The organism is Pseudomonas fluorescens (assembly GCF_002837185.1).
GTDB lineage: Bacteria > Pseudomonadota > Gammaproteobacteria > Pseudomonadales > Pseudomonadaceae > Aquipseudomonas > Aquipseudomonas fluorescens_AM.
The window spans coordinates 24,427-49,721 of the sequence record NZ_KZ477999.1; the positions used below are offsets into that span (position 1 = coordinate 24,427).

25 protein-coding genes are annotated in these 25,295 nt (G+C 60.7%); 14 read left to right on the forward strand and 11 right to left on the reverse strand.

The window, feature by feature from the left end; genetic code table 11:
* Positions 1–2 precede the first annotated feature (2 nt).
* Entirely contained in the window at positions 3–371 is a 369-nt protein-coding gene (gene sdhD / locus CIB54_RS15415; protein WP_003233245.1) for a succinate dehydrogenase, hydrophobic membrane anchor protein, read from the reverse strand.
* Positions 365–739 (reverse strand): succinate dehydrogenase, cytochrome b556 subunit, encoded by a 375-nt coding sequence (sdhC, locus tag CIB54_RS15420; protein ID WP_003172804.1) that lies wholly within the window; start codon positions 737–739, stop codon positions 365–367. The genes sdhD and sdhC overlap by 7 nt, the downstream gene beginning before the upstream one ends.
* Positions 740–1,104: 365 nt before the next feature.
* On the opposite strand from sdhC, the gene gltA reads away from it, so the two are divergent.
* Positions 1,105–2,394, forward strand: coding sequence for a citrate synthase (gene gltA, locus CIB54_RS15425; RefSeq protein WP_012723087.1), 1,290 nt, complete (start codon positions 1,105–1,107; stop codon positions 2,392–2,394).
* Positions 2,395–2,646: 252 nt separating this feature from the next.
* On the opposite strand, the gene CIB54_RS15430 is transcribed toward gltA, so the two are convergent.
* The 3 genes from CIB54_RS15430 to CIB54_RS15440 form a co-directional block, all read right to left on the reverse strand.
* Positions 2,647–4,305 carry a cation acetate symporter gene (locus CIB54_RS15430; protein WP_065949131.1) on the reverse strand — a complete coding sequence of 553 codons (1,659 nt, stop codon included), beginning with the start codon at positions 4,303–4,305 and terminating at the stop codon, positions 2,647–2,649.
* Positions 4,302–4,613: a DUF485 domain-containing protein gene (locus CIB54_RS15435; RefSeq protein WP_057014105.1), complete on the reverse strand. Its 312-nt coding sequence runs from the start codon at positions 4,611–4,613 to the stop codon at positions 4,302–4,304. The genes CIB54_RS15430 and CIB54_RS15435 overlap by 4 nt, the downstream gene beginning before the upstream one ends.
* Positions 4,614–4,869: 256 nt before the next feature.
* On the reverse strand, positions 4,870–5,721 hold the full coding sequence (locus CIB54_RS15440) for a glycine betaine ABC transporter substrate-binding protein (protein WP_101220209.1): 852 nt from the start codon (positions 5,719–5,721) through the stop codon (positions 4,870–4,872).
* A gap of 332 nt (positions 5,722–6,053) precedes the next feature.
* On the opposite strand from CIB54_RS15440, the gene CIB54_RS15445 reads away from it, so the two are divergent.
* Positions 6,054–7,607 carry a glycoside hydrolase family 17 protein gene (locus tag CIB54_RS15445; protein WP_101220210.1) on the forward strand — a complete coding sequence of 518 codons (1,554 nt, stop codon included), beginning with the start codon at positions 6,054–6,056 and terminating at the stop codon, positions 7,605–7,607.
* A gap of 80 nt (positions 7,608–7,687) precedes the next feature.
* Here the strand turns inward: CIB54_RS15445 and CIB54_RS15450 are convergent, their stop codons facing one another.
* A complete protein-coding gene (locus tag CIB54_RS15450; protein ID WP_065949134.1) occupies positions 7,688–8,056 on the reverse strand; it encodes a hypothetical protein in 369 nt (122 codons plus the stop codon).
* 235 nt (positions 8,057–8,291) lie between these two features.
* Between CIB54_RS15450 and CIB54_RS15455 the strand changes: the two genes are divergently transcribed.
* Both CIB54_RS15455 and CIB54_RS15460 read left to right on the forward strand, forming a co-directional pair.
* Positions 8,292–9,590 (forward strand): serine/threonine protein kinase, encoded by a 1,299-nt coding sequence (locus CIB54_RS15455; protein ID WP_065949135.1) that lies wholly within the window; start codon positions 8,292–8,294, stop codon positions 9,588–9,590.
* Positions 9,583–10,371, forward strand: a complete 789-nt coding sequence (locus CIB54_RS15460) for an MlaA family lipoprotein (protein WP_057722699.1) — start codon at positions 9,583–9,585, stop codon at positions 10,369–10,371. The genes CIB54_RS15455 and CIB54_RS15460 overlap by 8 nt, the downstream gene beginning before the upstream one ends.
* 102 nt (positions 10,372–10,473) lie before the next feature.
* Here CIB54_RS15460 and CIB54_RS15465 read toward each other — a convergent pair whose 3' ends face one another.
* The gene (locus CIB54_RS15465) at positions 10,474–11,388 is read right to left on the reverse strand and encodes a DUF808 domain-containing protein (protein WP_065949136.1); all 915 of its coding nucleotides are present in this window, start codon (positions 11,386–11,388) and stop codon (positions 10,474–10,476) included.
* A 135-nt stretch (positions 11,389–11,523) separates the two neighbouring features.
* Here CIB54_RS15465 and CIB54_RS15470 point away from each other — a divergent pair, with 135 nt between their 5' ends.
* Positions 11,524–12,129, forward strand: a complete 606-nt coding sequence (locus CIB54_RS15470; protein ID WP_065949212.1) for a TetR/AcrR family transcriptional regulator — start codon at positions 11,524–11,526, stop codon at positions 12,127–12,129.
* Positions 12,130–12,256: 127 nt separating this feature from the next.
* On the opposite strand, the gene CIB54_RS15475 is transcribed toward CIB54_RS15470, so the two are convergent.
* Entirely contained in the window at positions 12,257–12,697 is a 441-nt protein-coding gene (locus CIB54_RS15475) for a GlcG/HbpS family heme-binding protein (protein ID WP_101220246.1), read from the reverse strand.
* A 255-nt stretch (positions 12,698–12,952) separates the two neighbouring features.
* Here CIB54_RS15475 and gcl point away from each other — a divergent pair, with 255 nt between their 5' ends.
* The 9 genes from gcl to CIB54_RS15520 all read left to right on the forward strand — a co-directional run bounded on the left by gcl (position 12,953) and on the right by CIB54_RS15520 (position 23,847).
* Entirely contained in the window at positions 12,953–14,728 is a 1,776-nt protein-coding gene (gcl, locus tag CIB54_RS15480; protein WP_065949137.1) for a glyoxylate carboligase, read from the forward strand.
* Positions 14,729–14,738: 10 nt separating this feature from the next.
* Entirely contained in the window at positions 14,739–15,521 is a 783-nt protein-coding gene (gene hyi / locus CIB54_RS15485; RefSeq protein WP_101220211.1) for a hydroxypyruvate isomerase, read from the forward strand.
* Positions 15,522–15,695: 174 nt separating this feature from the next.
* Positions 15,696–16,586: a 2-hydroxy-3-oxopropionate reductase gene (locus CIB54_RS15490; RefSeq protein ID WP_101220212.1), complete on the forward strand. Its 891-nt coding sequence runs from the start codon at positions 15,696–15,698 to the stop codon at positions 16,584–16,586.
* Positions 16,587–16,762: 176 nt separating this feature from the next.
* Positions 16,763–18,043 carry a glycerate kinase type-2 family protein gene (locus CIB54_RS15495; protein WP_101220213.1) on the forward strand — a complete coding sequence of 427 codons (1,281 nt, stop codon included), beginning with the start codon at positions 16,763–16,765 and terminating at the stop codon, positions 18,041–18,043.
* On the forward strand, positions 18,033–19,448 hold the full coding sequence (gene pyk / locus CIB54_RS15500; RefSeq protein ID WP_101220214.1) for a pyruvate kinase: 1,416 nt from the start codon (positions 18,033–18,035) through the stop codon (positions 19,446–19,448). The genes CIB54_RS15495 and pyk overlap by 11 nt, the downstream gene beginning before the upstream one ends.
* A 137-nt stretch (positions 19,449–19,585) precedes the next feature.
* Positions 19,586–20,461 (forward strand): urea transporter, encoded by an 876-nt coding sequence (locus tag CIB54_RS15505; RefSeq protein ID WP_101220215.1) that lies wholly within the window; start codon positions 19,586–19,588, stop codon positions 20,459–20,461.
* 31 nt (positions 20,462–20,492) lie between these two features.
* Entirely contained in the window at positions 20,493–21,317 is an 825-nt protein-coding gene (locus CIB54_RS15510; RefSeq protein WP_065949143.1) for an ion transporter, read from the forward strand.
* Between the two features lie 96 nt (positions 21,318–21,413).
* Positions 21,414–22,418, forward strand: coding sequence for a sulfate ABC transporter substrate-binding protein (locus CIB54_RS15515; RefSeq protein WP_065898042.1), 1,005 nt, complete (start codon positions 21,414–21,416; stop codon positions 22,416–22,418).
* Positions 22,419–22,650: 232 nt separating this feature from the next.
* Positions 22,651–23,847, forward strand: coding sequence for an MFS transporter (locus CIB54_RS15520; protein WP_101220216.1), 1,197 nt, complete (start codon positions 22,651–22,653; stop codon positions 23,845–23,847).
* Here the strand turns inward: CIB54_RS15520 and CIB54_RS15525 are convergent.
* From CIB54_RS15525 to phnN, 3 genes are all read right to left on the reverse strand, one after another.
* The gene (locus tag CIB54_RS15525; RefSeq protein ID WP_065949146.1) at positions 23,844–24,248 is read right to left on the reverse strand and encodes a type II toxin-antitoxin system HicB family antitoxin; all 405 of its coding nucleotides are present in this window, start codon (positions 24,246–24,248) and stop codon (positions 23,844–23,846) included. The genes CIB54_RS15520 and CIB54_RS15525 overlap by 4 nt on opposite strands.
* An 11-nt stretch (positions 24,249–24,259) precedes the next feature.
* Entirely contained in the window at positions 24,260–24,448 is a 189-nt protein-coding gene (locus CIB54_RS15530) for a type II toxin-antitoxin system HicA family toxin (RefSeq protein ID WP_065934378.1), read from the reverse strand.
* 128 nt (positions 24,449–24,576) lie between these two features.
* Positions 24,577–25,143, reverse strand: a complete 567-nt coding sequence (phnN, locus tag CIB54_RS15535) for a phosphonate metabolism protein/1,5-bisphosphokinase (PRPP-forming) PhnN (RefSeq protein ID WP_101220217.1) — start codon at positions 25,141–25,143, stop codon at positions 24,577–24,579.
* Positions 25,144–25,295 lie beyond the last annotated feature (152 nt).

The following is a 25,295-nucleotide window of genomic DNA, read 5'->3' on the forward strand; positions in this document are numbered from 1 at the left end:
AATCAGATACCCCAAAGAATCTGCACACCCCAGACGAAGTAAGCGAACATCGCAATGCCGCATACTGCCTGGAAGAGGAAACGGACTGCGGTCGCGGACTTGCCCAGCGCCATTGGCGTCAGGTAGTCGGTCGCGATGGTCCACATGCCGACCCAGGCGTGAGCGCCCAGGGCTACAAGGGCCAGCAGGCTGAAGATTCGCATCGCATTGTGGGCGAACAGGCCGTGCCATTGCTCATAGCCGATGCCCGGGTTTGCGACGAGGTATCCGATCAGGAAAATGAAATAAGCCGCGAGAACGACCGCAGACACACGCTGTGCCATCCAGTCATAGAGGCCCGAACGCGACAGATTCGTTACGCTGGTTACCATATCCAAACTCCTGCCAGAACGATCAGCACCACGGAAATGGCGATGATGATTTTCGAGCCCAGGCGGCCGCCTTCCAGCGTCTCACCGATGCCCATGTCCATGATCAAGTGGCGCACACCGGCTACCAGGTGATACAGCAGAGCGGACAGGAGGCCCCACGCTACGAACTTGGCCAGTGGGCTGGTCAAGCATGCCTTCACCTCGGCGTAACCTTCCTCGGAACCCAGGGATTTGCTCAATGCGTAAAGCATGATGCCCAGGCCCAGGAACAGGATGATGCCGGAAACACGGTGCAGGAACGACGTAACGCCGGTGATGGGGAGTTTGATGGTCCTTAGGTCTAGGTTTACAGGTCGTTGGCTATTCACGGCTTTTTTTCACACTGAAGAGCCCCTAACAATCAGGGCAAAGTTGTTGGGGAGTGCGACTGGTCAGGTAAGCACCACCCAGGGAGTGCGACCCCCAATGAAAGCAAGCCCAAAAGCCCTTGGCGGTCGGTGGCCGAGTATAGACAGTTAGGTTACTAATGACAACGCGCACACCTCACCCTAATAGCTGATTGCGCTGGCGGGATAAAAGGCGTAAATGGCAGGCAATTTCGACGAAAAAGTACGGTTAAAGCCTTCTGGAGCAAGACTTTAGGCAAATTGACATCTGAATTTATCTCACTATAGTGGTGCGGGCCCTGCGTGGGGGGTCTGTCTGATGATTTGAAGCATAAATAGGAGGCCACATGGCTGACAAAAAAGCGCAGTTGATCATCGAGGGCGCAGCCCCCGTCGAGCTGCCCATTTTAACCGGCACCGTTGGTCCCGATGTTATCGACGTACGGGGCCTGACGGCCACGGGCCGTTTCACTTTCGACCCAGGCTTCATGTCGACCGCCTCTTGCGAGTCGAAGATCACCTATATCGATGGCGACAATGGCATTCTGCTTCACCGCGGCTACCCGATCGAGCAACTCGCCGAACAGTCGGACTATCTGGAAACCTGCTACCTGCTGCTAAATGGCGAATTGCCAACAGCCGAGCAGAAAGCCCAGTTCGTCAGCACCGTGAAGAACCACACCATGGTTCACGAGCAGTTGAAGACCTTCTTCAACGGCTTCCGTCGCGACGCCCACCCGATGGCCGTCATGTGCGGTGTGGTCGGCGCCCTGTCGGCCTTCTATCACGACTCCCTGGACATCAATAACCCGCAGCATCGCGAAATTTCCGCGATCCGCCTGGTTGCCAAGATGCCGACCCTGGCCGCAATGGTTTACAAGTACTCCATGGGCCAACCCATGATGTACCCGCGCAACGACCTGACGTACGCGGAAAACTTCCTGCACATGATGTTCAACACGCCGTGCGAGATCAAACCGATCAGCCCGGTGCTGGCCAAGGCCATGGATCGGATCTTCATCCTACACGCCGACCACGAGCAGAACGCCTCCACCTCTACCGTACGCCTGGCCGGCTCTTCGGGTGCCAACCCGTTCGCCTGTATCGCCGCCGGCATTGCCGCACTGTGGGGCCCTGCCCACGGCGGTGCGAACGAAGCCGTATTGACCATGCTCGATGAAATCGGCGATGTGTCCAACATCGACAAGTTCATCGCCAAGGCCAAGGACAAGAACGACCCGTTCAAGTTGATGGGCTTCGGTCACCGGGTCTACAAGAACCGCGACCCGCGCGCCACCGTCATGAAGCAGACCTGCGACGAAGTGTTGAAGGAACTGGGCATCAAGAACGATCCGCAACTCGAACTGGCCATGCGCCTGGAAGAGATCGCCCTGACCGACCCTTACTTCATCGAACGCTCGCTGTACCCGAACGTCGACTTCTACTCGGGGATCATCCTCAAGGCGATCGGCATTCCAACCAGCATGTTCACCGTGATCTTCGCCCTGGCGCGGACCGTGGGCTGGATCTCCCACTGGAAGGAAATGCTCTCGAGCCCGTACAAGATTGGCCGTCCGCGCCAGTTGTACACCGGCTACGAGTCGCGTGATATCACCAAGCTGGAAGATCGCAAGTAAGCATTTAGCTGCAAGCTGTGTTGAGAACGGCCTCCCTTAGTGGAGGCCGTTTTTATTTGTGTTGCCTGAGCTGGCCTAATCGGGGGCAAGCCCCCTCCCACATTTGACTGTATTCACACGTTCAGATGTGTGAACCCAATCCAGTGTGGGAGGGGTCTTGCCCCCGATGGGGCCAGACCAGGCACCACAAACCTGCAGACAAAAAAATACCCCGGCCTTTCAACCGGGGCATTTCCTTATCCCTCTAAAAGCTTAGTGGTTAACCGCCCCACTCGCCCCCAGGCCCGTCTGCGAACGCACAAACTGCGGGAAGTACAGCGCACGCTCTTTCTCTGCCGCCGCCGACTTGTCGGTGATGGAGAAGAACCAGATGCCCACGAACGCAATGATCATCGAAAACAGCGCCGGGTACTCGTACGGGAAGATGGCTTTTTCATGGTGCAGGATCGAGACCCAGATGGTCGGACCCAAAATCATCAGGCCCACGGCACTGATCAGGCCCAGCCAGCCGCCAATCATGGCGCCACGGGTGGTGAGGTTTTTCCAGTACATGGAAAGCAGCAGCACCGGGAAGTTACAGCTGGCGGCAATCGAGAACGCCAGGCCGACCATGAACGCAATGTTCTGGCTTTCGAACAGGATCCCCAGGCCGATAGCCAGCACCGCCAGGGCGATGGTGGTGATCTTCGACACGCGAATCTCGTCCTTCTCGTTGGCCTTGCCTTTCTTGATCACGCTGGCGTACAGGTCGTGGGACACCGCCGATGCACCCGCGAGCGTCAAGCCGGCAACCACCGCAAGGATGGTGGCGAAGGCCACGGCCGAGATGAAGCCCAGGAAGATACTGCCGCCCACCGCGTTGGCCAGGTGCACTGCCGCCATGTTGTTGCCGCCGAGCAAGGCGCCGGCCGCGTCCTTGAACGCCGGGTTGGTGCTGACCAGCAGGATCGCACCGAAGCCGATAATGAAGGTCAGGATATAGAAGTAGCCGATGAAGCCTGTGGCATACAACACGCTCTTACGCGCTTCCTTGGCATCGCTCACTGTGAAGAAGCGCATCAGAATGTGCGGCAGGCCAGCGGTACCGAACATCAGGGCCAGGCCCAGGGAGAACGCCGAGATCGGATCTTTCACCAGGCCGCCGGGGCTCATGATCGCTTCACCTTTGGGGTGAACCTTGATCGCCTCGGAGAACAGCATGTTGAAGTCGAAGTTGACGTGCTTCATGACCATCAGCGCCATGAACGAGGCACCGGACAGCAGCAGCACCGCCTTGATGATCTGCACCCAGGTGGTCGCCAGCATGCCGCCGAACAGCACGTACAGGCACATCAGGATACCCACCAGGATCACCGCCACATGGTAATCGAGGCCGAACAGCAGTTGGATCAACTTGCCCGCGCCGACCATCTGCGCGATCAGGTAGAACGCCACCACCACCAGCGAACCACAGGCCGACAGGCTGCGGATCTGGGTTTGCCCCAGGCGATAGGACGCCACGTCGGCAAAGGTGTACTTGCCCAGGTTGCGCAGGCGCTCGGCGATCAGGAACAGAATGATCGGCCAGCCCACCAGGAAGCCGATCGAGTAGATCAGGCCGTCATAACCGGAGGTGAACACCAGCGCGGAAATCCCCAGGAAGGACGCGGCCGACATATAGTCGCCGGCAATCGCCAGGCCGTTCTGGAAACCGGTGATCTTGCCGCCGGCCGCATAGTAGTCGGCCGCCGAATTGTTACGTTTGGAAGCCCAGTAGGTGATGCACAACGTCGCGCCGACAAAGGCCACGAACATCAGGATCGCTGCAATATTCAGCGGTTGCTTGTGCACTTCACCGGTCAATGCATCTGCCGCCCAAACGGCGGGCGCAAAGACTGAAGCGCCGAACACGGCCAATAGACGACGGATCATTGCGCAGCCTCCTTGAGAATCGCATTGTTCAGGTCGTCGAATTCGCCGTTGGCGCGTCGTACATAGATGCCGGTGAGGATGAAGGCCGAGACAATCAGCCCGACCCCGATAGGGATGCCCCAGGTGATGGATGAACCAGGGCTGAGCTTGGCCCCCAGCACTTGTGGCCCGTAGGCGATCAACAGGATGAATCCGGAGTAAAGCCCTAGCATGATCGCCGAGAGAATCCAGGCGAACCTTTCCCTTTTCCTGACCAGCTCCTTGAAACGCGGGCTGTTTTGAATCGAGAGGTAAATGCTGTCGTTCATTGTTTTTATCCTCGCAGCACAGCTTTTTTATTATTGGAACGTATCCACTGTATGCGGCTGTGGAAAGGGTTCCAGACGACCTTAGTAGTAGATCGAGTGTAGCGAGGGTTTGCTGGGACGCAGAAAAACTTGAGGCCGAATAAAAGCAATGTGGGAGGGGGCTTGCCCCGATGGCGAGTGTTCAGTCAGAGCATCATTGACTGACACACCGCTATCGGGGGCAAGCCCCCCTCCCACAGGGCTACAGCAGTGGCTTTTATTCAGCGGTCCACTCGGCTACGCGCTCAGGGTGCTTGGCCACCCAATCCTTGGCCGCGGCATCGGGCTTGGCGCCTTCTTGAATGGCCAGCATGACTTCGCCGATCTCATCCTTGGAGGCCCACTGGAATTTCTTCAGGAAGGCCGCAACTTCCGGTGCTTTCTTCTCCAGGCCCTTGCTGCCGATGCTGTTGACGGTTTCAGCAGCACCATAAATCCCTTTTGGATCATCCAGGAAACGCAGCTTCCACTTGGCGAACATCCAGTGCGGCACCCAACCGGTGACCGCGATGGAATCCTGCTTGTCTTCGGCGCGGGTCAGTTCGGCGATCATTGCGGCGCCCGAGCTGGCTTGCAGTTTATAGTCGAGCCCGTATTGCTTGATGGCCTCGTCGGTCTTGAGCATCACGCCTGAACCGGCGTCGATACCGACGATCTTGTTTTTGAAGGTGGTGTCGGTCTTGAGGTCTTCGATGGACTTGGCCTTGACGTACTCCGGCACGATCAAGCCAATTTTTGCATCCTTGAAGTTGGGGCCGTAGTCGACCACCTTGTCCTTGTTCTTGGTCCAGTAGTCACCGTGGGTCACCGGCAGCCAGGCGGACAGCATGGCGTCGAGCTTGCCGGTGGCCACACCCTGCCACATGATCCCGGTGGCGACCGCTTGCAGCTTCACATCGTAGCCGAGCTTTTGCTTGATCACTTCTGCCGCCACGTGGGTGGTGGCCACGCTGTCGGACCAGCCATCCACATAGCCGATGCTCAGGGTTTTGCTGTCGGCACTGGCCAGTGTGGAGCCCATCGCAACTACCAGCGTGGCAGCTGCGCCCAAGAGTCGTCGCATCTTCATAGTACTTCCCCGAAAGTGCTGCGCCCGACGAATGCCGAGCGACGTCAACCTGTTGTTATACGGTGCACCGCGCCCCCTTCACGCGCATCGAGCCGGTTGCTGAGGCATCAGTGGAGTACTGACAGTTTTATCATCAACCTGCGTAGGCCTTTGCCCTGCTCTGTCAGCGACCTTGGTTGAGCAGGAAACGACATCACATAGCCAGCAGGACGTTTTGTAGGAGTTATCGTCAGAATCACGCCCGAAGTTTGCATGTCAAAATTATGCAGCCGCACTGGCACAGGCCAAATCCGGGTAAGATGCGCGCCTTTGCTCTCCCAGATAAGCCGACCATGCCCGCGACTGCCCGCTTCCCCGTCCTGCCCTATTTTCTTGCGTTGATCCTGGGTGTGCTCGCCCTTGTCGGCTACTGGTATGGCCTCGGCCGGCCCGTGGTGCTGCCGGATGTGGCGAGCGCCAGCCACAAGCTGCAATGTGCGTCCTATACGCCCTTCGACAAGGACCAATCGCCGTTCGACCAGCCGTTCAAGCTGCGTCCCGAGCGCATGGACGCCGACCTGGCCCTGCTGGCCACACGCTTTGAATGCATTCGCACGTACTCCATGACCGGCCTCGAAGCCTTGCCGCAGATGGCGCGCAAGCATGGCCTGAAGGTGATGGCCGGAGCCTGGGTGAGCAGCGACCCGGTGGCGACTCAAAAGGAAATCGACGAGTTGATCACGGCAGCCAATGCCAACCCGGACGTGGTGACCTCGGTCATCGTCGGCAACGAAGCGCTGTTGCGCAAGGAAGTCACCGCCAGGCAACTGGTGACGCTGATCCAGGCCGTCAAACGCCAGATCAGGCAGCCGGTCACCTACGCCGATGTCTGGGAATTCTGGCTGCAGCACCCGGAGATCGCTCCGGCGGTGGACTTCCTGACCATCCACCTGCTGCCGTACTGGGAAGATGAGCCGTCCGGCATCGACCAGGCGCTCAAGCACGTAGGCGATGTACGACAGACCTTCGGCCACAAGTTCGCGCCCAAGGACATCCTGATTGGCGAAACCGGCTGGCCCAGTGAAGGACGTCAGCGCGAAACCGCCGTGCCGAGCCGGGTCAATGAAGCCAGGTTCATGCGCGGCTTTGTCGCCATGGCCGAAGCCAATGGCTGGCGCTACAACCTGATTGAAGCCTTTGACCAGCCGTGGAAGCGCGCCAGTGAAGGTGCCGTGGGCGGTTATTGGGGGCTGTTCGATGCAGACCGCCAGGACAAAGGCATCCTCGCAGGGCCGGTGACCAATGTGCCGTACTGGCCGCTATGGCTGGGAGTGGGCGGGATCATCCTGTTGGGTACCTTGGTGCTGGGCGGACGGGTCCATACGACCCGCGCGGCTCTTGCACTGCCATTGCTCGGCGCGATCGCGGCGTGCTCCATCGGCACCTGGGCCGAACTGACCCGCGTGACTGCACGCTTTAATGATGAGTGGGTGTGGGCCGGCTTGCTGGTGGGGTTGAACCTGCTGGTACTGGCCCACGCTGCCCTGGCGCTCGGCGTCCGTGATGGGTGGCGTGAGCGAGCGTTCAACTGGCTGGAGCAGCGGGCGGGCTGGCTGGTGGCGATTGCCGGGTTTGCCGGCGCGGTGATGATGCTCGCATTGGTGTTTGACCCGCGCTATCGCAGCTTTCCGAGCGCGGCACTGGTACTGCCGGCCCTGGTGTACCTGGTGCGCCCGGTGACCGGACCGCGTCGGGAAATTGCGCTGCTGGCCTTCATCATCGGTGCCGGCATTGCGCCGCAGTTGTACCGTGAGGGATTGTTGAATCAGCAGGCTTGGGGGTGGGCGGTGGTGAGCGTGCTTATGGTTGTGGCTTTGTGGCGTTGTCTGCGGGTGCGCAGGGCCTGACACCGCCATCGGGGGCAAGCCCCCTCCCACACTTGACCGCATTCCAAATGTGGGAGGGGGCTTGCCCCCGATTGGCCCTGTCAGACAGCGCGAGGCTTCCTGACCAACCGCAACCCCGCAATCACTACTGCAAACACCGCAAACGTGGTGTTGTACAACGCCAGTGCCGGCAACCCGAACACCATCGCCAAGACTGCCAAGGCCCAACCCGCACGCCCCGGCACGATAAACGCCAGTATTGATGTGGCCAGCGCCGCCCAACCCAGCACCTTGAAGTGGATCATCAACCCAAGGTTCGAACGCACCTGGCATTCCCAGCGACTGGCTTCATCAGCACAAATGCCGACCCACTGCCCGTCCTCCATGAAGCCATACCGCGCGGCATAACTGGCCGCCAACCATAACGGCAGGGCGATAAGCAGCAGGATCAATGGCAAACGACGGGACATAAGGCACTCCGATAGGCAAAAACGGCGCTCAGCTTAATCCCACAGCGGCCGTTAGCAAGGTGTCTGCGCAGATATCTGTTCATCAATGCGTGGCAAAGTGTATCTTCTGCCAGCTATTACCCCGATTCCGACGTTTATTTCCGACTTTTCGTGCCGAAGGCTGGCACTTCGGGGGCAACGCGGTGGTCATAGCCTGCGAATTTCATTCAGCACCTTTCCTCTTAGGGATTAAGTCATGCTCCGTTCCTTGCGCTGTGCTGCCTTACTGGGCAGCCTTTTTTTGAGTGCGTCAGCACTGGCCGTCGATATCGACCAGGCCAGCTATGGCTACCCTTTGACGAACCCGTTCGAAGCGACCATCGCCACCACGCCGCCCGATCTTCGGCCCACGTTGCCGACTGACGAGGAGATCAATCAATCCGATTACACCTTGAACATGCGCCCCGAGCGCGAGTTCAGCCTGCCGGACAACTTCTGGGCGGTGAAGAAACTCACCTACCGCATCGCCAAGCAGGACCGCGCCGCGCCGTTGATCTTCCTGATCGCCGGCACCGGTGCGCGCTTCGACAGCAGCATCAACGAATACCTGAAGAAACTGTATTACCAGGCCGGTTACCACGTGGTGCAGTTGTCATCGCCGACCAGCTTCGACTTCATCAGCGCCGCGTCGCGCTTCGCCACCCCGGGTATCACCCAGGAAGACGCCGAAGACATGTACCGCGTGATGCAAGCCGTGCGCGCGCAGAACGCTTCGTTGCCGGTGACCGACTTCTACCTCACCGGCTACAGCCTGGGCGCCCTGGATGCAGCTTTTGTCAGCAAGCTCGACGAAACCCGTCGCAGCTTCAACTTCAAGAAAGTGCTGCTGCTCAACCCACCGGTCAACCTCTACACGTCGATCACCAACCTCGACAAGCTGGTCCAGACCGAGGTCAAGGGCATCAACAACACCACCACCTTCTATGAGCTGGTGTTGAGCAAGCTGACCCGCTACTTCCAGCAAAAGGGCTACATCGACCTCAATGACGCCCTGCTCTACGACTTCCAGCAATCGAAGCAGCACCTGACCAACGAACAGATGGCCATGCTGATCGGCACCTCGTTCCGCTTCTCTGCCGCCGACATCGCCTTTACCTCGGACCTGATCAACCGCCGCGGCCTGATCATCCCGCCGAAATACCCGATCACCGAAGGCACCAGCCTCACGCCGTTCCTCAAGCGTGCCCTGCAATGCGACTTCGACTGCTACCTCACCGAACAGGTGATCCCGATGTGGCGCGCCCGTTCCGACGGCGGCAGTCTGCTGCAACTGGTGGACCAGGTGAGCCTGTATGCGCTCAAGGACTACCTGCACGCCAGCCCGAAAATCGCCGTGATGCACAACGCCGACGACGTGATCCTCGGCCCGGGCGACCTGGGTTTCCTGCGTAAAACCTTCGGCGATCGCTTGACCGTCTACCCGCTGGGCGGCCACTGCGGCAACCTCAATTACCGCGTCAACGCCGACGCCATGCTGGAGTTCTTCCGTGGCTAAATATCTTCTGCTGCTTGCCGCACTGATGTGCGCAGGCGTGGCCAATGCCGACAACAGCAAGGCCCACGAACCGGTCAAGGTCGATGCCGACGGGTTCAAGGAACCGTTGACCAAACTCAAGTTCAACGCAGGTCTAGACCAACGTGAATTCGAGCGCTCGTCGCTGACCGCACTCAACGTCTACGACCCGCTGGAGTCGTGGAACCGCCGTGTGTATCACTTCAACTATCGCTTCGACCAGTGGGTGTTCCTGCCGGTGGTGGACGGTTACCGCTACGTCACCCCAAGTTTCCTGCGCACCGGCGTGAGCAATTTCTTCAACAACCTGGGCGACGTGCCCAATCTGTTGAACAGCCTGCTGCAACTCAAGGGCCATCGCTCCCTGGAAACCACCGGACGCCTGCTGGTCAACACCACCATCGGCATCGCCGGCCTGTGGGACCCGGCCACCGCCATGGGCCTGCCGCGCCAGAGCGAAGACTTCGGTCAGACCCTGGGCTTCTACGGCGTACCCGGCGGGGCCTATGTGGTGCTGCCGATCTTCGGCCCGTCGAACCTGCGCGATACCACCGGATTGCTGGTGGACTACACCGCAGAATCGCAGATCAACTTCCTCAATGTGTCCGAAGTCAGCTCCAACCACCCGGAAATCTGGGCATTGCGCGCTGTGGACAAGCGCTACCAGACCAGCTTCCGCTATGGTCAGATGAACTCGCCGTTCGAGTATGAGAAGGTGCGGTACATCTACACCGAATCGCGCAAGTTGCAGATTGCCGAGTAAACAGCGCCCCTTAGATCGTTCCCACGCGGAGCAAAGGAACGATCATCTCCTGACCACAAAAAAAGGCCATTCAATCGAATGGCCTTTTTTATGCCTGCTACTTCATGCCCTGAACGCTTTCCAAACCTTGCCGACCACGCTGACCACGGCCAACACCACAGCCCCTGCAATAATCCCCGCCACCGCGTTCAACAACGTCGGCATCAGCCACGCCAGCGCCCCGCTGTTCTGGCTGACGGTTTCGATCCAGTGATGCACCACCGGCACGCCATGGGTGAGAATACCGCCGCCGACCATGAACATCGCCGCCGTGCCGATCACCGACAGGCTTTTCATCATATAAGGCGCGGCACTCAGGATGGCGCCGCCAATACTGCGCGCCACTTGCCCCGGTTTCTGTGTCAGCCACAACCCCAAGTCATCGAGTTTGACGATACCCGCCACCAGCCCATAAACGCCTGCGGTCATGACAATGGCGATGCCCGACAGCACGATCACCTGCTGCGTCAACGCCGCATCGGCCACGATACCGAGGGTGATGGCGATGATTTCGGCCGACAGAATGAAGTCGGTGCGGATCGCGCCTTTGATCTTGTCCTTTTCGAAGGCCACCAGGTCAGTCGCCGGGTCGGCCACCGCTTCGCTCAACTGCGCGTGTTCGGCCTGGTCTTGCGCCTTGCTGTGCAGAAATTTGTGCGCGAGTTTTTCGAACCCTTCGAAACACAGGTAGGCGCCGCCCAGCATCAACAGTGGCGTCACCGCCCAAGGGGCAAAAGCGCTGATCAACAGTGCGGTCGGCACCAGGATCAACTTGTTGACGAACGAGCCCTTGGCCACCGCCCACACCACGGGAATTTCCCGCTCGGCGCGCACGCCGGAGACTTGCTGGGCATTGAGCGCCAGGTCATCGCCGAGCACACCCGAGGTCTTCTTCGCCGCCATTTTTGTCATCAGTGCAACGTCATCGAGTACCGCGGCGATATCGTCGAGCAAAACCAACAAGCTGCTTCCTGCCATGAATCGGGTATCCGTTAAGTGATAGATGAGGCGAGCATAGCGCGGCGCAGTGCTTAGCGGGCACATTGTTGAGGCGCGCGGATGGCCGGTGCTACCATGCGCAACCGCCTGTCATGGCAAGGAAACCTCTGGTTTATGAGCAGCATTCGCGAGCGCAACAAAGAAAAAATCCTGCGGGCGGCAAGCGAGGAGTTTGCCGACAAGGGCTTCGCCGCGACCAAAACCAGCGACATCGCCGCCAAGGCCGGGCTGCCCAAGCCCAACGTCTACTATTACTTCAAGTCCAAGGACAACCTCTACCGCGAGGTGCTTGAGAGCATTATCGAGCCGATCCTGGCTGCCTCCACGCCCTTCAACGCCGATGGCGATCCCAAGGAAGTACTGAGCAACTACATTCGTTCCAAGATCCGCATATCCCGGGACCTGCCGTTTGCTTCCAAGGTGTTCGCCAGTGAAATCATGCACGGCGCGCCGCACCTGAGCGCCGAGCAGGTCGAACAGCTCAATGCCCAGGCCAGGCACAATATCGACTGCATCCAGGACTGGGTGGAGCGCGGCCTGATCGCGAAGATCGAGCCTAATCACCTCATGTTCAGCATCTGGGCGGCGACCCAGACCTATGCGGATTTCGACTGGCAGATCTCTGCGGTGACGGGCAAGGCCAAGTTGGATGAGGCCGATTATGAGGCGGCGGCGCAGACGATCATTCGGTTGGTGCTCAAGGGGTGTGAGCCGGACTGACGCACTGAGGTGCCTGTGCCAATCGGGGGCAAGCCCCTCCCACACTTCACCGATGTTCACTTTGAGAATGCGGTCAACTGTGGGAAGGGGCTTGCCCCCGATGAGGCCCTGACAGTCACTCAGTACTTTAAGCCGACACCCCCGCATCCGCCCTCAACCCCACCCCCTCGATCGCCGTGATCGCACACTGTTCGTCAATATCCGACGTGTCCCCACTGATCCCGATCGCCCCCAGCACCACGCCATCCTGATTTCGAATCAACACCCCGCCCGCCGCCGGCACCACACTGCCCTGCCCCAGGCTGTTCAGCGCTGCGATAAACGCCGGCCGCTGCTGCGCATCGAGCGCCAGCAGGCGTGAGCCTTTGCCCAGGGCAATCGCGCCCCAGGCTTTGCCGATCGCGATCTGCGGGCGCAGCAGGCTCGCGCCGTCTTCGCGCTGCAGGGCGACCAGGTGCCCGCCACTGTCGAGCACTGCAATGGTCAGCGGCGCGGCGGCAATGGTGCGGCCCGCAGCGAGGGCCTGGCTGGCCAGTTGGGTGGCAATCTTCAAGGTTAAAGCGCTCATGGTGCCGTCCTTCTTGTTATTGGGAATACGTTGGAGCGTCTGTTTGATCAGATGCCGCATCGAACAAATAGAACACAATGATATTTGTTTTTGTATACAATATTTTCAAACAAACCTTCCATACGTCGAAAAAAGCGATTCGGACGAACGAAAAAGTCAGCATATAAAATGCATTGACCTACGCCGCTCGCCGTGAATACACTTTGCCCTGACACCACTTGTATACAATTACAAAACGCAAGAGGCACCAAAACCATGAGCAAAATGAGAGCAATCGAAGCCGCCGTCCTGGTGATGCGCCGTGAAGGGGTGGACACCGCCTTCGGTATCCCAGGCGCCGCGATCAACCCGCTGTATTCGGCCTTGCAGAAGGTGGGTGGCATCGATCACGTCCTTGCTCGCCACGTTGAAGGCGCCTCACACATGGCCGAGGGCTACACCCGCACCAAGGCCGGCAATATTGGCGTGTGCATCGGCACCTCGGGCCCGGCGGGCACTGACATGGTCACCGGCCTGTACAGCGCCTCGGCCGATTCGATCCCGATCCTGTGCATCACCGGGCAAGCGCCGCGTGCCCGGATGCACAAGGAAGACTTCCAGGCGGTGGACATCACCAGCATCGTCAAGCCGGTGACCAAGTGGGCGACCACCGTCTTGGAACCGGGCCAAGTGCCCTACGCGTTCCAGAAGGCTTTCTATGAAATGCGCTCCGGCCGCCCCGGCCCGGTCTTGATCGACTTGCCGTTCGACGTGCAGATGGCCGAGATCGAGTTCGACATCGATGCCTACCAACCGCTGCCCCTGGCCAAGCCTTTGGCCACCCGCATCCAGGTGGAAAAGGCCCTGGCCCTGCTCGACCAGGCAGAGCGCCCCTTGCTGGTCAGCGGCGGCGGGGTCATCAACGCTGATGCCAGCGAGTTGCTGGTGGAATTCGCCGAGCTGACGGGTATCCCGGTGATCCCGACCTTGATGGGCTGGGGCACCATCCCCGACGATCACCCGCTGATGGTGGGCATGGTCGGCCTGCAGACGTCCCACCGTTATGGCAACGCGACCATGCTCAAGTCGGACGTGGTGCTGGGTATCGGCAACCGCTGGGCCAACCGTCACACCGGCTCGGTGGAGGTGTACACCGAAGGCCGCACATTCATTCACGTCGACATCGAACCCACGCAGATTGGGCGCGTGTTCACCCCGGACCTGGGCATCGTGTCCGACGCCGGTTCCGCGCTGACGATGTTCATTGAAGTGGCCCGCGAGTGGAAAGCCGCCGGCAAGCTCAAGGACCGCAGCGCCTGGCTGCACGACTGCCAGCAGCGCAAGGCCACCCTGCATCGCAAGACCCACTTCGACAACGTACCGGTCAAGCCGCAACGAGTGTACGAAGAGATGAACCAGGTGTTCGGCAAAGACACCTGCTACGTCAGCACCATCGGCCTGTCGCAGATTGCCGGCGCGCAGTTCCTGCATGTGTACAAGCCACGCCACTGGATCAACTGCGGCCAGGCGGGCCCCCTGGGCTGGACCATTCCGGCGGCGCTTGGCGTGGTCAAGGCCGACCCGAGCCGCAAAGTCGTGGCGTTGTCCGGCGACTATGATTTCCAGTTCATGATCGAAGAGCTGGCAGTCGGCGCGCAGTTCAAGCTGCCGTATATCCACGTGGTGGTGAACAACTCCTACCTGGGTTTGATCCGCCAGGCGCAACGCGGCTTTGAAATGGACTACTGCGTGCAGTTGTCTTTCGACAACCTCAACGCACCGGAACTCAACGGTTATGGCGTCGACCATGTGGCCGTCGCCGAGGGCCTGGGTTGCAAGGCGTTGCGTGTGTTCGAGCCGAGCCAGATCCAGCCGGCGCTGCGCCGCGCCCAGCAAATGATCGAAGAATTCAAGGTGCCGGTGATCGTTGAGATTATTCTGGAACGGGTGACCAATATTTCCATGGGCACCGAGATCAACGCCGTCAACGAATTCGAAGACCTGGCCCTGGTCGGCAACGACGCACCGACCGCCATTTCCCTGCTCGATTAAGGAGAACCCTATGCCGCGCTTTGCCGCCAACCTGTCCATGCTGTTTACCGAACAGGATTTCCTTGCCCGCTTCAAAGCGGCCGCCGATGCGGGCTTCGAAGGTGTGGAATACCTGTTCCCGTATGAATTCAGTTCAGCCGACATCAAGGCGCAGCTCGACGCCAACGGTCTGACCCAGGTGCTGTTCAACCTGCCGGCCGGGGACTGGGCCAAAGGCGAGCGCGGCCTGGCCTGCCACCCCGACCGGGTCGAGGAGTTTCGCGCCGGGGTCAAGCTGGCCATCGCCTACGCCCAGGTGCTGGGCAATACCCAGGTCAACTGCCTGGCGGGTATCCGGCCGCAAGGCGTGGATGACGAAACCGTGGAAAAGACCTTCGTCGCCAACCTCAAGTACGCCGCCGACGCGTTGCAGGCGGCGGGCATCAGGCTGGTGATGGAGATGATCAACACCCGCGACATCCAAGGCTTTTACCTGAACAACACCGCCCAGGCCCTGTCGATTCGCGAGCAGGTGGGCAGTGACAACCTGTTCCTGCAATACGACATCTATCACATGCAAATCATGGAAGGCGACTTGGCGCGGACCATGGCGACGCACCTGGGGGTCATCAACCATATCCAGCTGGCAGATAACCCGGGGCGTAACGAGCCGGGAACGGGGGAGATCAATTACCGGTTCCTGTTCGAGCATTTGGACCGCATCGGGTACGCAGGTTGGGTTGGCTGTGAATACAAGCCGTTGACCACCACCGAAGCGGGTTTGGGTTGGCTCAAAACCCATAACGCCATCTAACAGACACAACACAAAAAATGTGGGAGGGGGCTTGCTCCCGATAGCAATGTCTCATTCAACAGATGTGCCGGCTGATGCACCGCTATCGGGGGCAAGCCCCCTCCCACATTGGACTTGCCGTGTCTGGCAGACCTCAACAAGTCTGCCTACCGAATAAAAAAGAGGACTTTCATCATGGCTAAAATCGGATTTATCGGCACCGGCATCATGGGCCAACCCATGGCCGCCAACCTGCAGAAAGCAGGACATCAATTGTTTCTCTCCGAGCATCACGGCAAAGCGCCGGCCGAGCTGATCGCTGCTGGCGCGGTGGCGCTGGCCAACCCGCAGCAAGTCGCCCAGGAAGCCGAATTCATCATCGTGATGGTGCCGGACACCCCGCAGGTCGAAGACGTGCTGTTCCGTGCCGACGGTGTAGCCGCCGGCCTGTCGCCCAATAAAGTGGTGATCGACATGAGTTCGATCTCCCCCACCGCCACCAAGGCGTTCGCGGCAAAGATCAACGAGACCGGCGCGCACTACCTGGATGCACCGGTGTCCGGCGGTGAAGTCGGCGCCAAGGCTGGCACCTTGAGCATCATGATCGGTGGCGAGCCGCAGACCTTCGAGCGCGCCCAGCCGCTGTTCCAGGCCATGGGCAAGAACATCACCCTGGTCGGCGGCAACGGCGATGGCCAGACCGCCAAGGTTGCCAACCAGATCATCGTCGCGCTGAATATCCAGGCGGTGGCCGAAGCACTGCTGTTCGCCTCGAAAAATGGCGCGGACCCGGCCAAGGTGCGTGAAGCGCTGATGGGCGGCTTTGCGTCGTCGAAGATTCTCGAAGTGCATGGCGAACGCATGATCAAGGGCACCTTCGATCCGGGTTTCCGCATCAACCTGCACCAGAAGGATCTGAACCTGGCCCTGGCCGGGGCCAAGGAGTTGGGGATCAACCTGCCGAACACCGCCGGCACCCAGCAAGTGTTCAGCACCTGCGCCGCGCTTGGCGGCGGTAACTGGGACCACTCGGCGCTGATCAAGGGCCTGGAGCATATGGCGAACTTCTCGATTCGCGACAAGTAACCCACCTTGAAATGCAATCCAGTGTGGGAGGCGGCTTGCCCCCGATTGCGGTGTATCAGGTATAGGTGATGTGACTGAAACACTGCTATCGGGGGCAAACCCCCTCCCACATTCGGCCCTCATTTCATCGCTGGATTGTTGCATCTCTAATAACAAGAATCCCCGGGAGCCCGCCTATGTCGGCCGATCCGCAACACCTGCTTCGTGAGCTGTTTGCCACAGCCATCGCCGCCGCCCACCCCCGGCAAGTCCTTGAACCTTACCTGCCCGCCGACCGCAGCGGCCGTGTGATCGTGATCGGCGCCGGCAAGGCCGCAGCCGCCATGGCGCTGGTCGTGGAGAACAGCTGGCAGGGCGAGGTCAGCGGCCTGGTCGTCACCCGCTACGGCCATGGCGCACCGTGCAAGAAAATCGAAGTGGTCGAGGCCGCGCATCCCGTGCCCGACGCTGCCGGCCTGGCCGTGGCCAAGCGCGTGCTGGAACTGATCAGCGATCTGAACGAAGACGATCGCGTGATCTTCCTGCTCTCCGGTGGCGGCTCCGCCTTGCTCGCCCTGCCCGCCGACGGCATCACCCTGGCCGACAAGCAAAGCATCAACAAAGCCCTGCTCAAGTCCGGCGCCACCATTGGCGAGATGAACTGCGTGCGCAAGCACCTCTCGGCGATCAAGGGCGGGCGCTTGGCCAAGGCGGCATGGCCGGCCACGGTTTATACCTACGCAATTTCCGATGTGCCGGGCGACCTGGCCACGGTAATTGCCTCCGGCCCTACCGTCGGTGACCCCAGTACCTCGCAGCAGGCCCTGGCAATCCTCAAGCGCTATGGCATTGACGTCCCCGCCTCGGTGCGCAGTTGGCTGCAGGATCCCGCCTCGGAAACCGTCAAGCCCGGCGACCCGCTGCTCGCCCGCAGCCACTTCCAATTGATCGCCCGGCCGCAGCAATCCCTGGAAGCGGTGGCGGTAAAAGTCCGCCAGGCCGGTTTCAGCCCGCTGATCCTCGGCGACCTCGAAGGTGAAGCGCGCGAGGTGGCCAAGGTGCACGCCGGCATCGCCCGGCAAATCGTGCAGCACGGCCAGCCACTGGCGGCGCCGTGCGTGATCCTCTCCGGCGGCGAAACCACCGTCACCGTACGCGGCAATGGCCGTGGCGGGCGCAACGCGGAATTTCTGCTCAGCCTCACCGACAGCCTCAAGGGCCTGCCTGGCGTGTACGCCCTGGCAGGCGACACCGATGGCATCGATGGCTCGGAAGACAACGCCGGCGCGCTCATGACCCCGTGCAGCTACCGCCGCGCCGAAGCCCTGGGCCTGAGCGCCAGCGATGAGCTGAATAACAACAACGGCTACGGCTATTTCGCCGCCCTGGGCGACTTGATCATCACCGAGCCGACCCGCACCAACGTCAACGACTTGCGCGCCATCCTGATCCTTGAGACTGCCAAACATGACGCCTGACAAGAAGGTCAAAATCCTCGCCACCCTGGGCCCGGCCACCGATGGGATCGACGAGATACGCGAGCTGGTGCAGGCCGGGGTGAATATCTTTCGCCTCAATTTCAGCCACGGTGACCACGCCGATCACGCGCAGCGCTACCAGTGGATTCGCCAGGTAGAGCGCCAGCTGAATTACCCGCTGGGCATCCTCATGGACCTGCAAGGGCCCAAGTTGCGCGTCGGGCGCTTTGCCGAGGGCAAGGTACAACTGGTGCGCGGCCAGGCGCTGCGCCTGGACCTGGATGAAACACCGGGCGATCAACGTCGGGTCAACCTGCCCCACCCGGAAATCATCGCGGCACTGGAGCCCGGCATGGACCTGTTGCTGGACGACGGCAAGCTGCGCCTGCGCGTCATCACCAGTCACGCTGACGCCATCGACACCACCGTGCTCAATGGTGGCGAGCTGTCCGACCGCAAAGGCGTGAATGTGCCCCAGGCACTGTTGCAACTCAGCCCGCTGACCGCCAAGGACCGTCGCGACCTGAGCTTCGGCCTGGCGCTGGGCGTGGACTGGGTGGCGCTGTCGTTCGTGCAGCGCCCGGAAGATATCCGCGAAGCCCGCGCACTGATCGGCGACAGGGCATTCCTGATGGCCAAGATCGAGAAGCCCTCGGCGGTTCAACAATTGCGCGAAATCGCCCAATTGAGCGATGCGATCATGGTGGCCCGCGGCGACCTGGGCGTGGAAGTGCCGGCCGAGAGCGTGCCGCACATCCAGAAGGACATCATCCAAACCTGCCGCCAACTGGGTAAACCCGTGGTGGTGGCGACCCAGATGCTCGAATCCATGCGTTTCTCTCCAGCACCGACCCGCGCCGAAGTCACCGACGTGGCCAATGCGGTGGCTGAAGGTGCGGATGCGCTGATGCTGTCGGCCGAAACCGCCTCGGGCGAATACCCGCTGGAAGCCGTGCAGATGATGAGCAAGATCATCCGCCAAGTGGAAAACGGTCCGGATTACCAGGCCCAGCTGGATGTGAGCCGGCCCGGGGCGGATGCCACGGTGTCGGACGCCATCAGCTGCGCGATCCGCCGTATCAGCAGCATCCTGCCGGTGGCGGTCCTGGTGAACTACAGCGAGTCGGGCGCCTCCAGCCTGCGCGCGGCACGGGAGCGGCCGGTGGCGCCGATCCTCACGCTTACGCCGAACCTGTCCACGGCGCGGCGCTTGAGCGTGGCGTGGGGGGTGCACTCGGTGGTCAATGATCGGCTTCGACAGGTGGATGAGGTGTGTTCCACCGCGCTTGAGATCGCCCAGGCCCAGGGCATGGCGCAGCGTGGGGATACCTTGGTGATTACTGCGGGGGTGCCGTTCGGGCAGTTGGGGTCGACCAATTCCTTGCGTATCGAAACCCTGATTTAACGTCTGTTCGGGCCTCATCGGGGGCAAGCCCCCTCCCACACTTGATTGGGTTCACATAGTTGCGATTGTGAATGCAGGCCAATGTGGGAGGGGGCTTGCCCCCGATAGGCACAACTCGGTCTCATTGACGCCCCCCAATGCACAATCCAACCTGCCCCGACTGGGCCGAAGCCCTGCTCAACGGCTTCAGCCAGATCTTCCTCCAGCGCCATCCGCTGTGCGGCCTGCTGTGCCTGCTGGCGATCCTGGTCGGCGCGCCGGCTTTGCTCGGCGGCGCCTTGCTGGGCGGCCTCGCGGGCTTGCTCACGGCCCAGCGACGCGGCTACCCCAAGGCTGAACGCCAGGCCGGACTGTACAGCTACAACGGCGTATTGCTGGGCTTGTTGATCAGCCACCACTTCGCCTGGTCGACATTGGTGCCGCCGCTGATCCTGTCCTGTGGCGGCTTGAGCGCAATGCTGGTGCGGCAGTGGTCGAAATACGCCGCCCAACCCCAGGATCTGCCCGCCTACACCACACCCTTTGTCGTCCTGGGCTGGTTATTGCTGGGCAACATCGCCCCCGCTACCTTGGCCCTGAGCGAGCCCGATACCCTGACGGTAATCGCTGCGCCGTTTACCGGCCTGGCGCAAGTGATGCTGCTGGATCAGCCCGTGGCCGGGGCCTTGATTGCGCTCGGCCTGCTGCTGTCTGACCGGCGCGCCGCTGTGTGGGCACTGACCGGCGCCATCGCCGGCGTGCTGGTCGCCTTGCTGCCGGGCGAAACCAGCGGCGCCCTGCTCGGTCTGCACAGCTATAACCCAGCGCTCGCCGCCCTGGCATTGAGCCAGGCGCGCCGCGAGCCTTGGTTGCCGCTGATCGGCATCGTCCTGGCAATCATGCTCACACCCGGCTTCGCCGCACTGCACCTGCCGGCGCTGACCGCGCCATTCATTCTGACCTGCTGGCTGGTGCGCGCCAGCCAGCGAATACTGCGCAAACCGCGCATGGACAGTCCGTACGAATCCCCCTAGGCTTTGCCGATATTCAATTCGAGCGGGATTTATGGACAGCAACAACGACTGGCGCCAGCGGCTCTACGTGATGGTTTTCCAAAGCGACACCGTCGCCGGGCGGCGCTTTGACGGCATCCTGTTGTTGATCATCCTCGCCAGCCTGGTGATCGTGATGCTCGACAGCATCGACGAAGTCCACCAGAACTACGCTGACGTGCTGGCCTATATCGAGTGGGGCTTCACGCTGATCTTCGCCATCGAGTACGGCCTGCGCCTGTACTGCTCGCCCAAGCCATTGCGCTACGCCTTCAGCTTTTATGGCCTGGTGGATCTGCTTGCCATCGTTCCCGGCATCCTTGCGCTGTACTACAGCGACGCGCAGTACCTGCTGATCATCCGCATCATCCGCATGCTGCGGATCTTCCGCGTCCTCAAGCTCAGTCCGTACCTCAAGCAGGCCAACTACCTGATGGCGGCACTGCGCGGCAGCAAGCAGAAGATCGTGGTATTCCTGGTCAGCGTGTGCACCCTGGTGACGGTGTTCGGCACCCTGATGTACGTGATCGAGGGCCCGGAACACGGGTTTACCAGCATTCCCAAGGGCATTTATTGGGCGATCGTGACGCTCACCACCGTGGGCTTTGGCGATATCGTGCCCAAGACTCCCCTGGGCCAGGTCATTTCCTCGCTGGTGATGATCACCGGTTACTCGATTATTGCCGTGCCTACCGGAATATTCACCGCCGAGCTGGCCAGTGCCATGCGCGGTGAACAGCTGCAGACCGACTGCCCGGTGTGCAAGAAGAACAGTCACGAGCCGAATGCAGCGTTTTGCTCACGCTGTGGCAGCAACCTCTTTAAGAAAGTGGAATAAGCAAAGTTCTTTTTAATCTTTAAGCGGCTATGCAGCCCCGGCTATAGTCGCTGGCATTGTGCCTCCCCCCGTCTCTCGAACAACAAGGAATGAGCAGTGAAAAACATCCTCAGCGCCTCCCTCCTGGCCGCCGGCCTGGCCTTGGCCGGCGCCGTCCAGGCGGCTCCGGTCACTCTGCTCAACGTCTCCTATGACGTGATGCGTGATTTCTACAAGGACTACAACGCCGCCTTCCAGAAGCATTGGGACGCCGAGCACCCGAATGACAAGCTGACCCTGCAGATGTCCTTCGGCGGCTCCAGCAAACAGGCGCGCTCGGTGATCGACGGCCTGCCGGCGGACGTGATTACCATGAACATGGCCACCGACATCAACGCCCTGGCCGACAACGGCAAGCTGGTGCCGGACAACTGGGTCACCCGCCTGCCGAACAACAGTGCGCCGTTCACCTCGGCCACTGTATTTATCGTGCGCAAGGGCAACCCGAAAGCCCTGAAAGATTGGCCGGATCTGCTCAAGGATGGCGTACAAGTGATCGTGCCCAACCCGAAGACCTCGGGTAACGGCCGCTACACTTACCTGTCGGCCTGGGGCTATGTGCTGAAAAACGGCGGCGATGAAGAAAAAGCCAAGGCCTTTGTCGGCAAGCTGTTCAAACAAGCGCCGGTACTCGACACCGGTGGCCGGGCTGCAACGACCACCTTCATGACCAACCAGATCGGCGACGTGCTGGTGACCTTTGAGAACGAAGCGGAAATGATCGCCCGTGAGTTCGGTCGTGATCAGTTCGAAGTGATCTACCCAAGCGTGTCCGCCGAGGCCGAGCCGCCGGTGTCGGTGGTCGACAAAGTGGTCGAGAAGAAAGGCACCCGCGCAGCCGCCGAAGACTATTTGAAGTACCTGTGGTCGCCTGAAGGCCAGGAAATCGCCGCCAACAATTACCTGCGCCCGCGTGACCCCAACGTGCTGGCCAAGTACACCGACCGTTTCCCGAAAGTCGACTTCCTGTCGGTGGAGAAGACCTTTGGTGACTGGCGCACCGTGCAGAAAACCCACTTCAACGATGGCGGGGTGTTTGACCAGATTTACACCGGCCAGTAAGCGTTCCGGCTGGATAAACACCGCCATGACTGTGGGAGAGGGCTTGCCCTGATACCAGTCTGTAGGAGCGAGGGGGGCGCCTAGCTCTTGCTCCTACAAAGCCCCCTCCCACAGATAATTATATCGAGTCATTATTTCGCGGCATGACAGTTATCACCACAAGCGGCCTACTCACTGTCGGCCGATGTCTTTATTCTCTCATTCCATCGTCCTTCGCCTGCATGAGAACCCCATGAATGCTACCCCCCACGCTACCGGCACCATGACCCGCGGCATGGTCATGCTGTTTGCGTTTTGCTGCGGCGCCATCGTCGCCAACATCTACTACGCGCAGCCAATCATCGAACTGATCGCCCCGGACATCGGCCTCACGCCGGCCATGGCCAGCCTGATTGTGTCGCTCACGCAGATCGGCTATGCCCTGGGCCTGTTCTTCCTGGTGCCGCTGGGGGACCTGCTGGAAAATCGCAGGCTGATGATCGTCACCACCGTGGTGGCCATCGCCAGCCTGTTGGGCGCCGCGTTCACCGAGCAGCCCAACCTGTTTTTGCTGGTGTCGCTGCTGATCGGCTTCAGCTCGGTGTCGGTGCAGATCCTGATCCCGTTGGCCGCACACCTGGCGCCTGCCGAGTCACGTGGCCGGGTGGTGGGCAGCATCATGGGCGGCCTGCTGCTGGGCATTCTGCTGGCGCGGCCGGTGTCCAGCGTGGTGGCGGACCACTTCGGCTGGCGGGCGATGTTCATGGCGGCGGCGGCGTTGATGGCGTTTATCAGCGTGGTGTTGATGCTGACCATTCCCAAGCGTCAACCGACGCACAGCGCCAGCTACGGCCAGTTGCTGGGTTCGCTGGGTACCTTGCTGCGTGAGCAGCCGGTACTGCGCCAGCGTGCGTTTTATCAAGGTTGCATGTTTGCCGCGTTCAGCCTGTTCTGGACCGCCGCGCCACTGGAACTGGTGCGCAACCACGGCCTCAGCCAGACCCAGATCGCGATCTTCGCCCTGGTCGGTGCCATCGGCGCCATCGCCGCGCCTATCGCCGGGCGCCTGGCCGATGCCGGTCACACCCACCGCGCCTCGTTGCTGGCCATGCTGCTGGGCGCGCTGAGTTTCCTGCCGGCCTTCGTGCACCCGCTGTACAGCGTGATCGGCCTGGCGGTAACGGGCGTGGTGCTGGACTTCTGCGTGCAGATGAACATGGTGCTCGGCCAGCGTGCCGTCTACGCCCTCGACGCCCATAGTCGCAGCCGCCTGAACGCGCTGTACATGACCAGCATCTTCATCGGCGGTGCCTTCGGCTCGGCGATTGCCAGCAGTGTGTATGAACACGGCGGTTGGCTGGGCGTGATGCTGGTGGGCAGTGCATTCCCGCTGGTGGCGTTGTTGCGGTTCCTCAGTGCGTCGCGGCAGGTAGCGGTCGCCAACGCTTAAGAACGCACCAACTTCTCCAAAGCCGCATCCGCCAGAAATGACGAGCGGCTTTTGACGTTGTGTTCACGCACGTAACGGTCGATGCGTTGGATCACATAACCGGGCAAGGTCACATTGACCTTCTCGGTCTTGCCCAGATAGGGCGAGATATCCAGCTCCAACATACCCCAGCCCATACCGGCGTAGCCTTCATGGGCGTGATGAGTGGCGACCGAGGTTGGCATTGGAATCACCCCGCCCTCTGCGGCAATCTCATGCAGCATGAGGTGCGCCACTTCCACGGCCGCGTTGTAGGCCTCTTCGAAACTGTCCCCGGCGGTGACGGCGCCCGGAATATCGGGGATCTGGATACCGGTGGCGGTGAAGTCATCGCCCCATTCGATACAGATTGGGTATTGCATGCATGCTCTCCTTAAAACTGAAACAGCCCGGCGCGTTTCCTGATGCTTCTGACGGTGCCCAACGGCAGATCCTTCTTCGGATGGGGCACCGGTATCGTGTACGGGTTATAGCGGTGGGTGAAAAGGTGATGGCTGCCGGTGACCCTATCCAGCACCCAGCCCGCTTCCAGCAATTCCTTGATCAATAGCCTGCTTTGCACCGTCGCCTCCTTGGCTCGGACTGAATAAACGTAACCCTAGAGTTATATTTATTCAAGCACAGAATGGCCAAGCCTGACTGACGGTTGTTTTACCGGATATTGATGAGAGGTTCGGCGCCGCTTCAGGCTCAAGCCGAGTGCGCGTGGTCCAGGCAACACAGCAAACGGGCGACCGTGTGTTCCAGCGGGCCGGAGTTATCCAGCACGAACAAACCCGCGCCATTGGCGGCGATCAGCGCCTCGGTGAACTGCGCGTTGCGCGCCAGGCGTTCCTCGATGTCCACCAGGGACTCACGCCCGCGCGCGACCAGGCGCTGGCGCAGTACGGCTTGATCAACGGTCAGCAGCAGTACCAGCAGTGTCGGATAACGCTCACGGGTTTGCGCCAGGTACGCACGCGAGCCGTTGACCAGCACGTCCTCCCCGGCCGCCAGCCACTCGTCAATCTCCTTGGGAATGCCGTAGGACAACCCATTGGCCTGCCAACTGAGGGCAAACGCGCCTTCAGCCTGCATCAGCGCGAACTGTTCCTGGCTTACACTTTGGGCCGCTTCACCCACCGCTTCGGCCGAGCGCGTGATCACGCGACGCACAATGCGGCAGCCATGCTCGGCCAACCGTGGACGCGCGGCATCCAGCAGGCTGTCCTTGCCCGAACCTGAGGGTCCGATGAGATAGATCAACCTGCCTGCCATCACACCACTCTCTTTGCTTGTTTTCGCACGGGTTGGCCCCTGTGCCGGTTTGCCCGGTACCGCAGAGTATATCCAGCGATTGCCCGGCAGCCAGGCCGGCGGTGGTCACCTTACCGGGAAAGGGTGAGCGGTGACAGCGGTGGATGGCTGCG

Coding starts and splice junctions, on each gene's coding strand:
- sdhD (WP_003233245.1), bottom strand. CDS start 371: ATGGTAACCAGCGTAACGAATCTGTCGCGTTCGGGCCTCTATGACTGG.
- gltA (WP_012723087.1), top strand. CDS start 1,105: ATGGCTGACAAAAAAGCGCAGTTGATCATCGAGGGCGCAGCCCCCGTC.
- CIB54_RS15430 (WP_065949131.1), bottom strand. CDS start 4,305: ATGATCCGTCGTCTATTGGCCGTGTTCGGCGCTTCAGTCTTTGCGCCC.
- CIB54_RS15435 (WP_057014105.1), bottom strand. CDS start 4,613: ATGAACGACAGCATTTACCTCTCGATTCAAAACAGCCCGCGTTTCAAG.
- CIB54_RS15440 (WP_101220209.1), bottom strand. CDS start 5,721: ATGAAGATGCGACGACTCTTGGGCGCAGCTGCCACGCTGGTAGTTGCG.
- CIB54_RS15445 (WP_101220210.1), top strand. CDS start 6,054: ATGCCCGCGACTGCCCGCTTCCCCGTCCTGCCCTATTTTCTTGCGTTG.
- CIB54_RS15450 (WP_065949134.1), bottom strand. CDS start 8,056: ATGTCCCGTCGTTTGCCATTGATCCTGCTGCTTATCGCCCTGCCGTTA.
- CIB54_RS15455 (WP_065949135.1), top strand. CDS start 8,292: ATGCTCCGTTCCTTGCGCTGTGCTGCCTTACTGGGCAGCCTTTTTTTG.
- CIB54_RS15465 (WP_065949136.1), bottom strand. CDS start 11,388: ATGGCAGGAAGCAGCTTGTTGGTTTTGCTCGACGATATCGCCGCGGTA.
- CIB54_RS15470 (WP_065949212.1), top strand. CDS start 11,524: ATGAGCAGCATTCGCGAGCGCAACAAAGAAAAAATCCTGCGGGCGGCA.
- CIB54_RS15475 (WP_101220246.1), bottom strand. CDS start 12,697: ATGAGCGCTTTAACCTTGAAGATTGCCACCCAACTGGCCAGCCAGGCC.
- gcl (WP_065949137.1), top strand. CDS start 12,953: ATGAGCAAAATGAGAGCAATCGAAGCCGCCGTCCTGGTGATGCGCCGT.
- hyi (WP_101220211.1), top strand. CDS start 14,739: ATGCCGCGCTTTGCCGCCAACCTGTCCATGCTGTTTACCGAACAGGAT.
- CIB54_RS15490 (WP_101220212.1), top strand. CDS start 15,696: ATGGCTAAAATCGGATTTATCGGCACCGGCATCATGGGCCAACCCATG.
- CIB54_RS15495 (WP_101220213.1), top strand. CDS start 16,763: ATGTCGGCCGATCCGCAACACCTGCTTCGTGAGCTGTTTGCCACAGCC.
- pyk (WP_101220214.1), top strand. CDS start 18,033: ATGACGCCTGACAAGAAGGTCAAAATCCTCGCCACCCTGGGCCCGGCC.
- CIB54_RS15505 (WP_101220215.1), top strand. CDS start 19,586: ATGCACAATCCAACCTGCCCCGACTGGGCCGAAGCCCTGCTCAACGGC.
- CIB54_RS15510 (WP_065949143.1), top strand. CDS start 20,493: ATGGACAGCAACAACGACTGGCGCCAGCGGCTCTACGTGATGGTTTTC.
- CIB54_RS15520 (WP_101220216.1), top strand. CDS start 22,651: ATGAATGCTACCCCCCACGCTACCGGCACCATGACCCGCGGCATGGTC.
- CIB54_RS15525 (WP_065949146.1), bottom strand. CDS start 24,248: ATGCAATACCCAATCTGTATCGAATGGGGCGATGACTTCACCGCCACC.
- phnN (WP_101220217.1), bottom strand. CDS start 25,143: ATGGCAGGCAGGTTGATCTATCTCATCGGACCCTCAGGTTCGGGCAAG.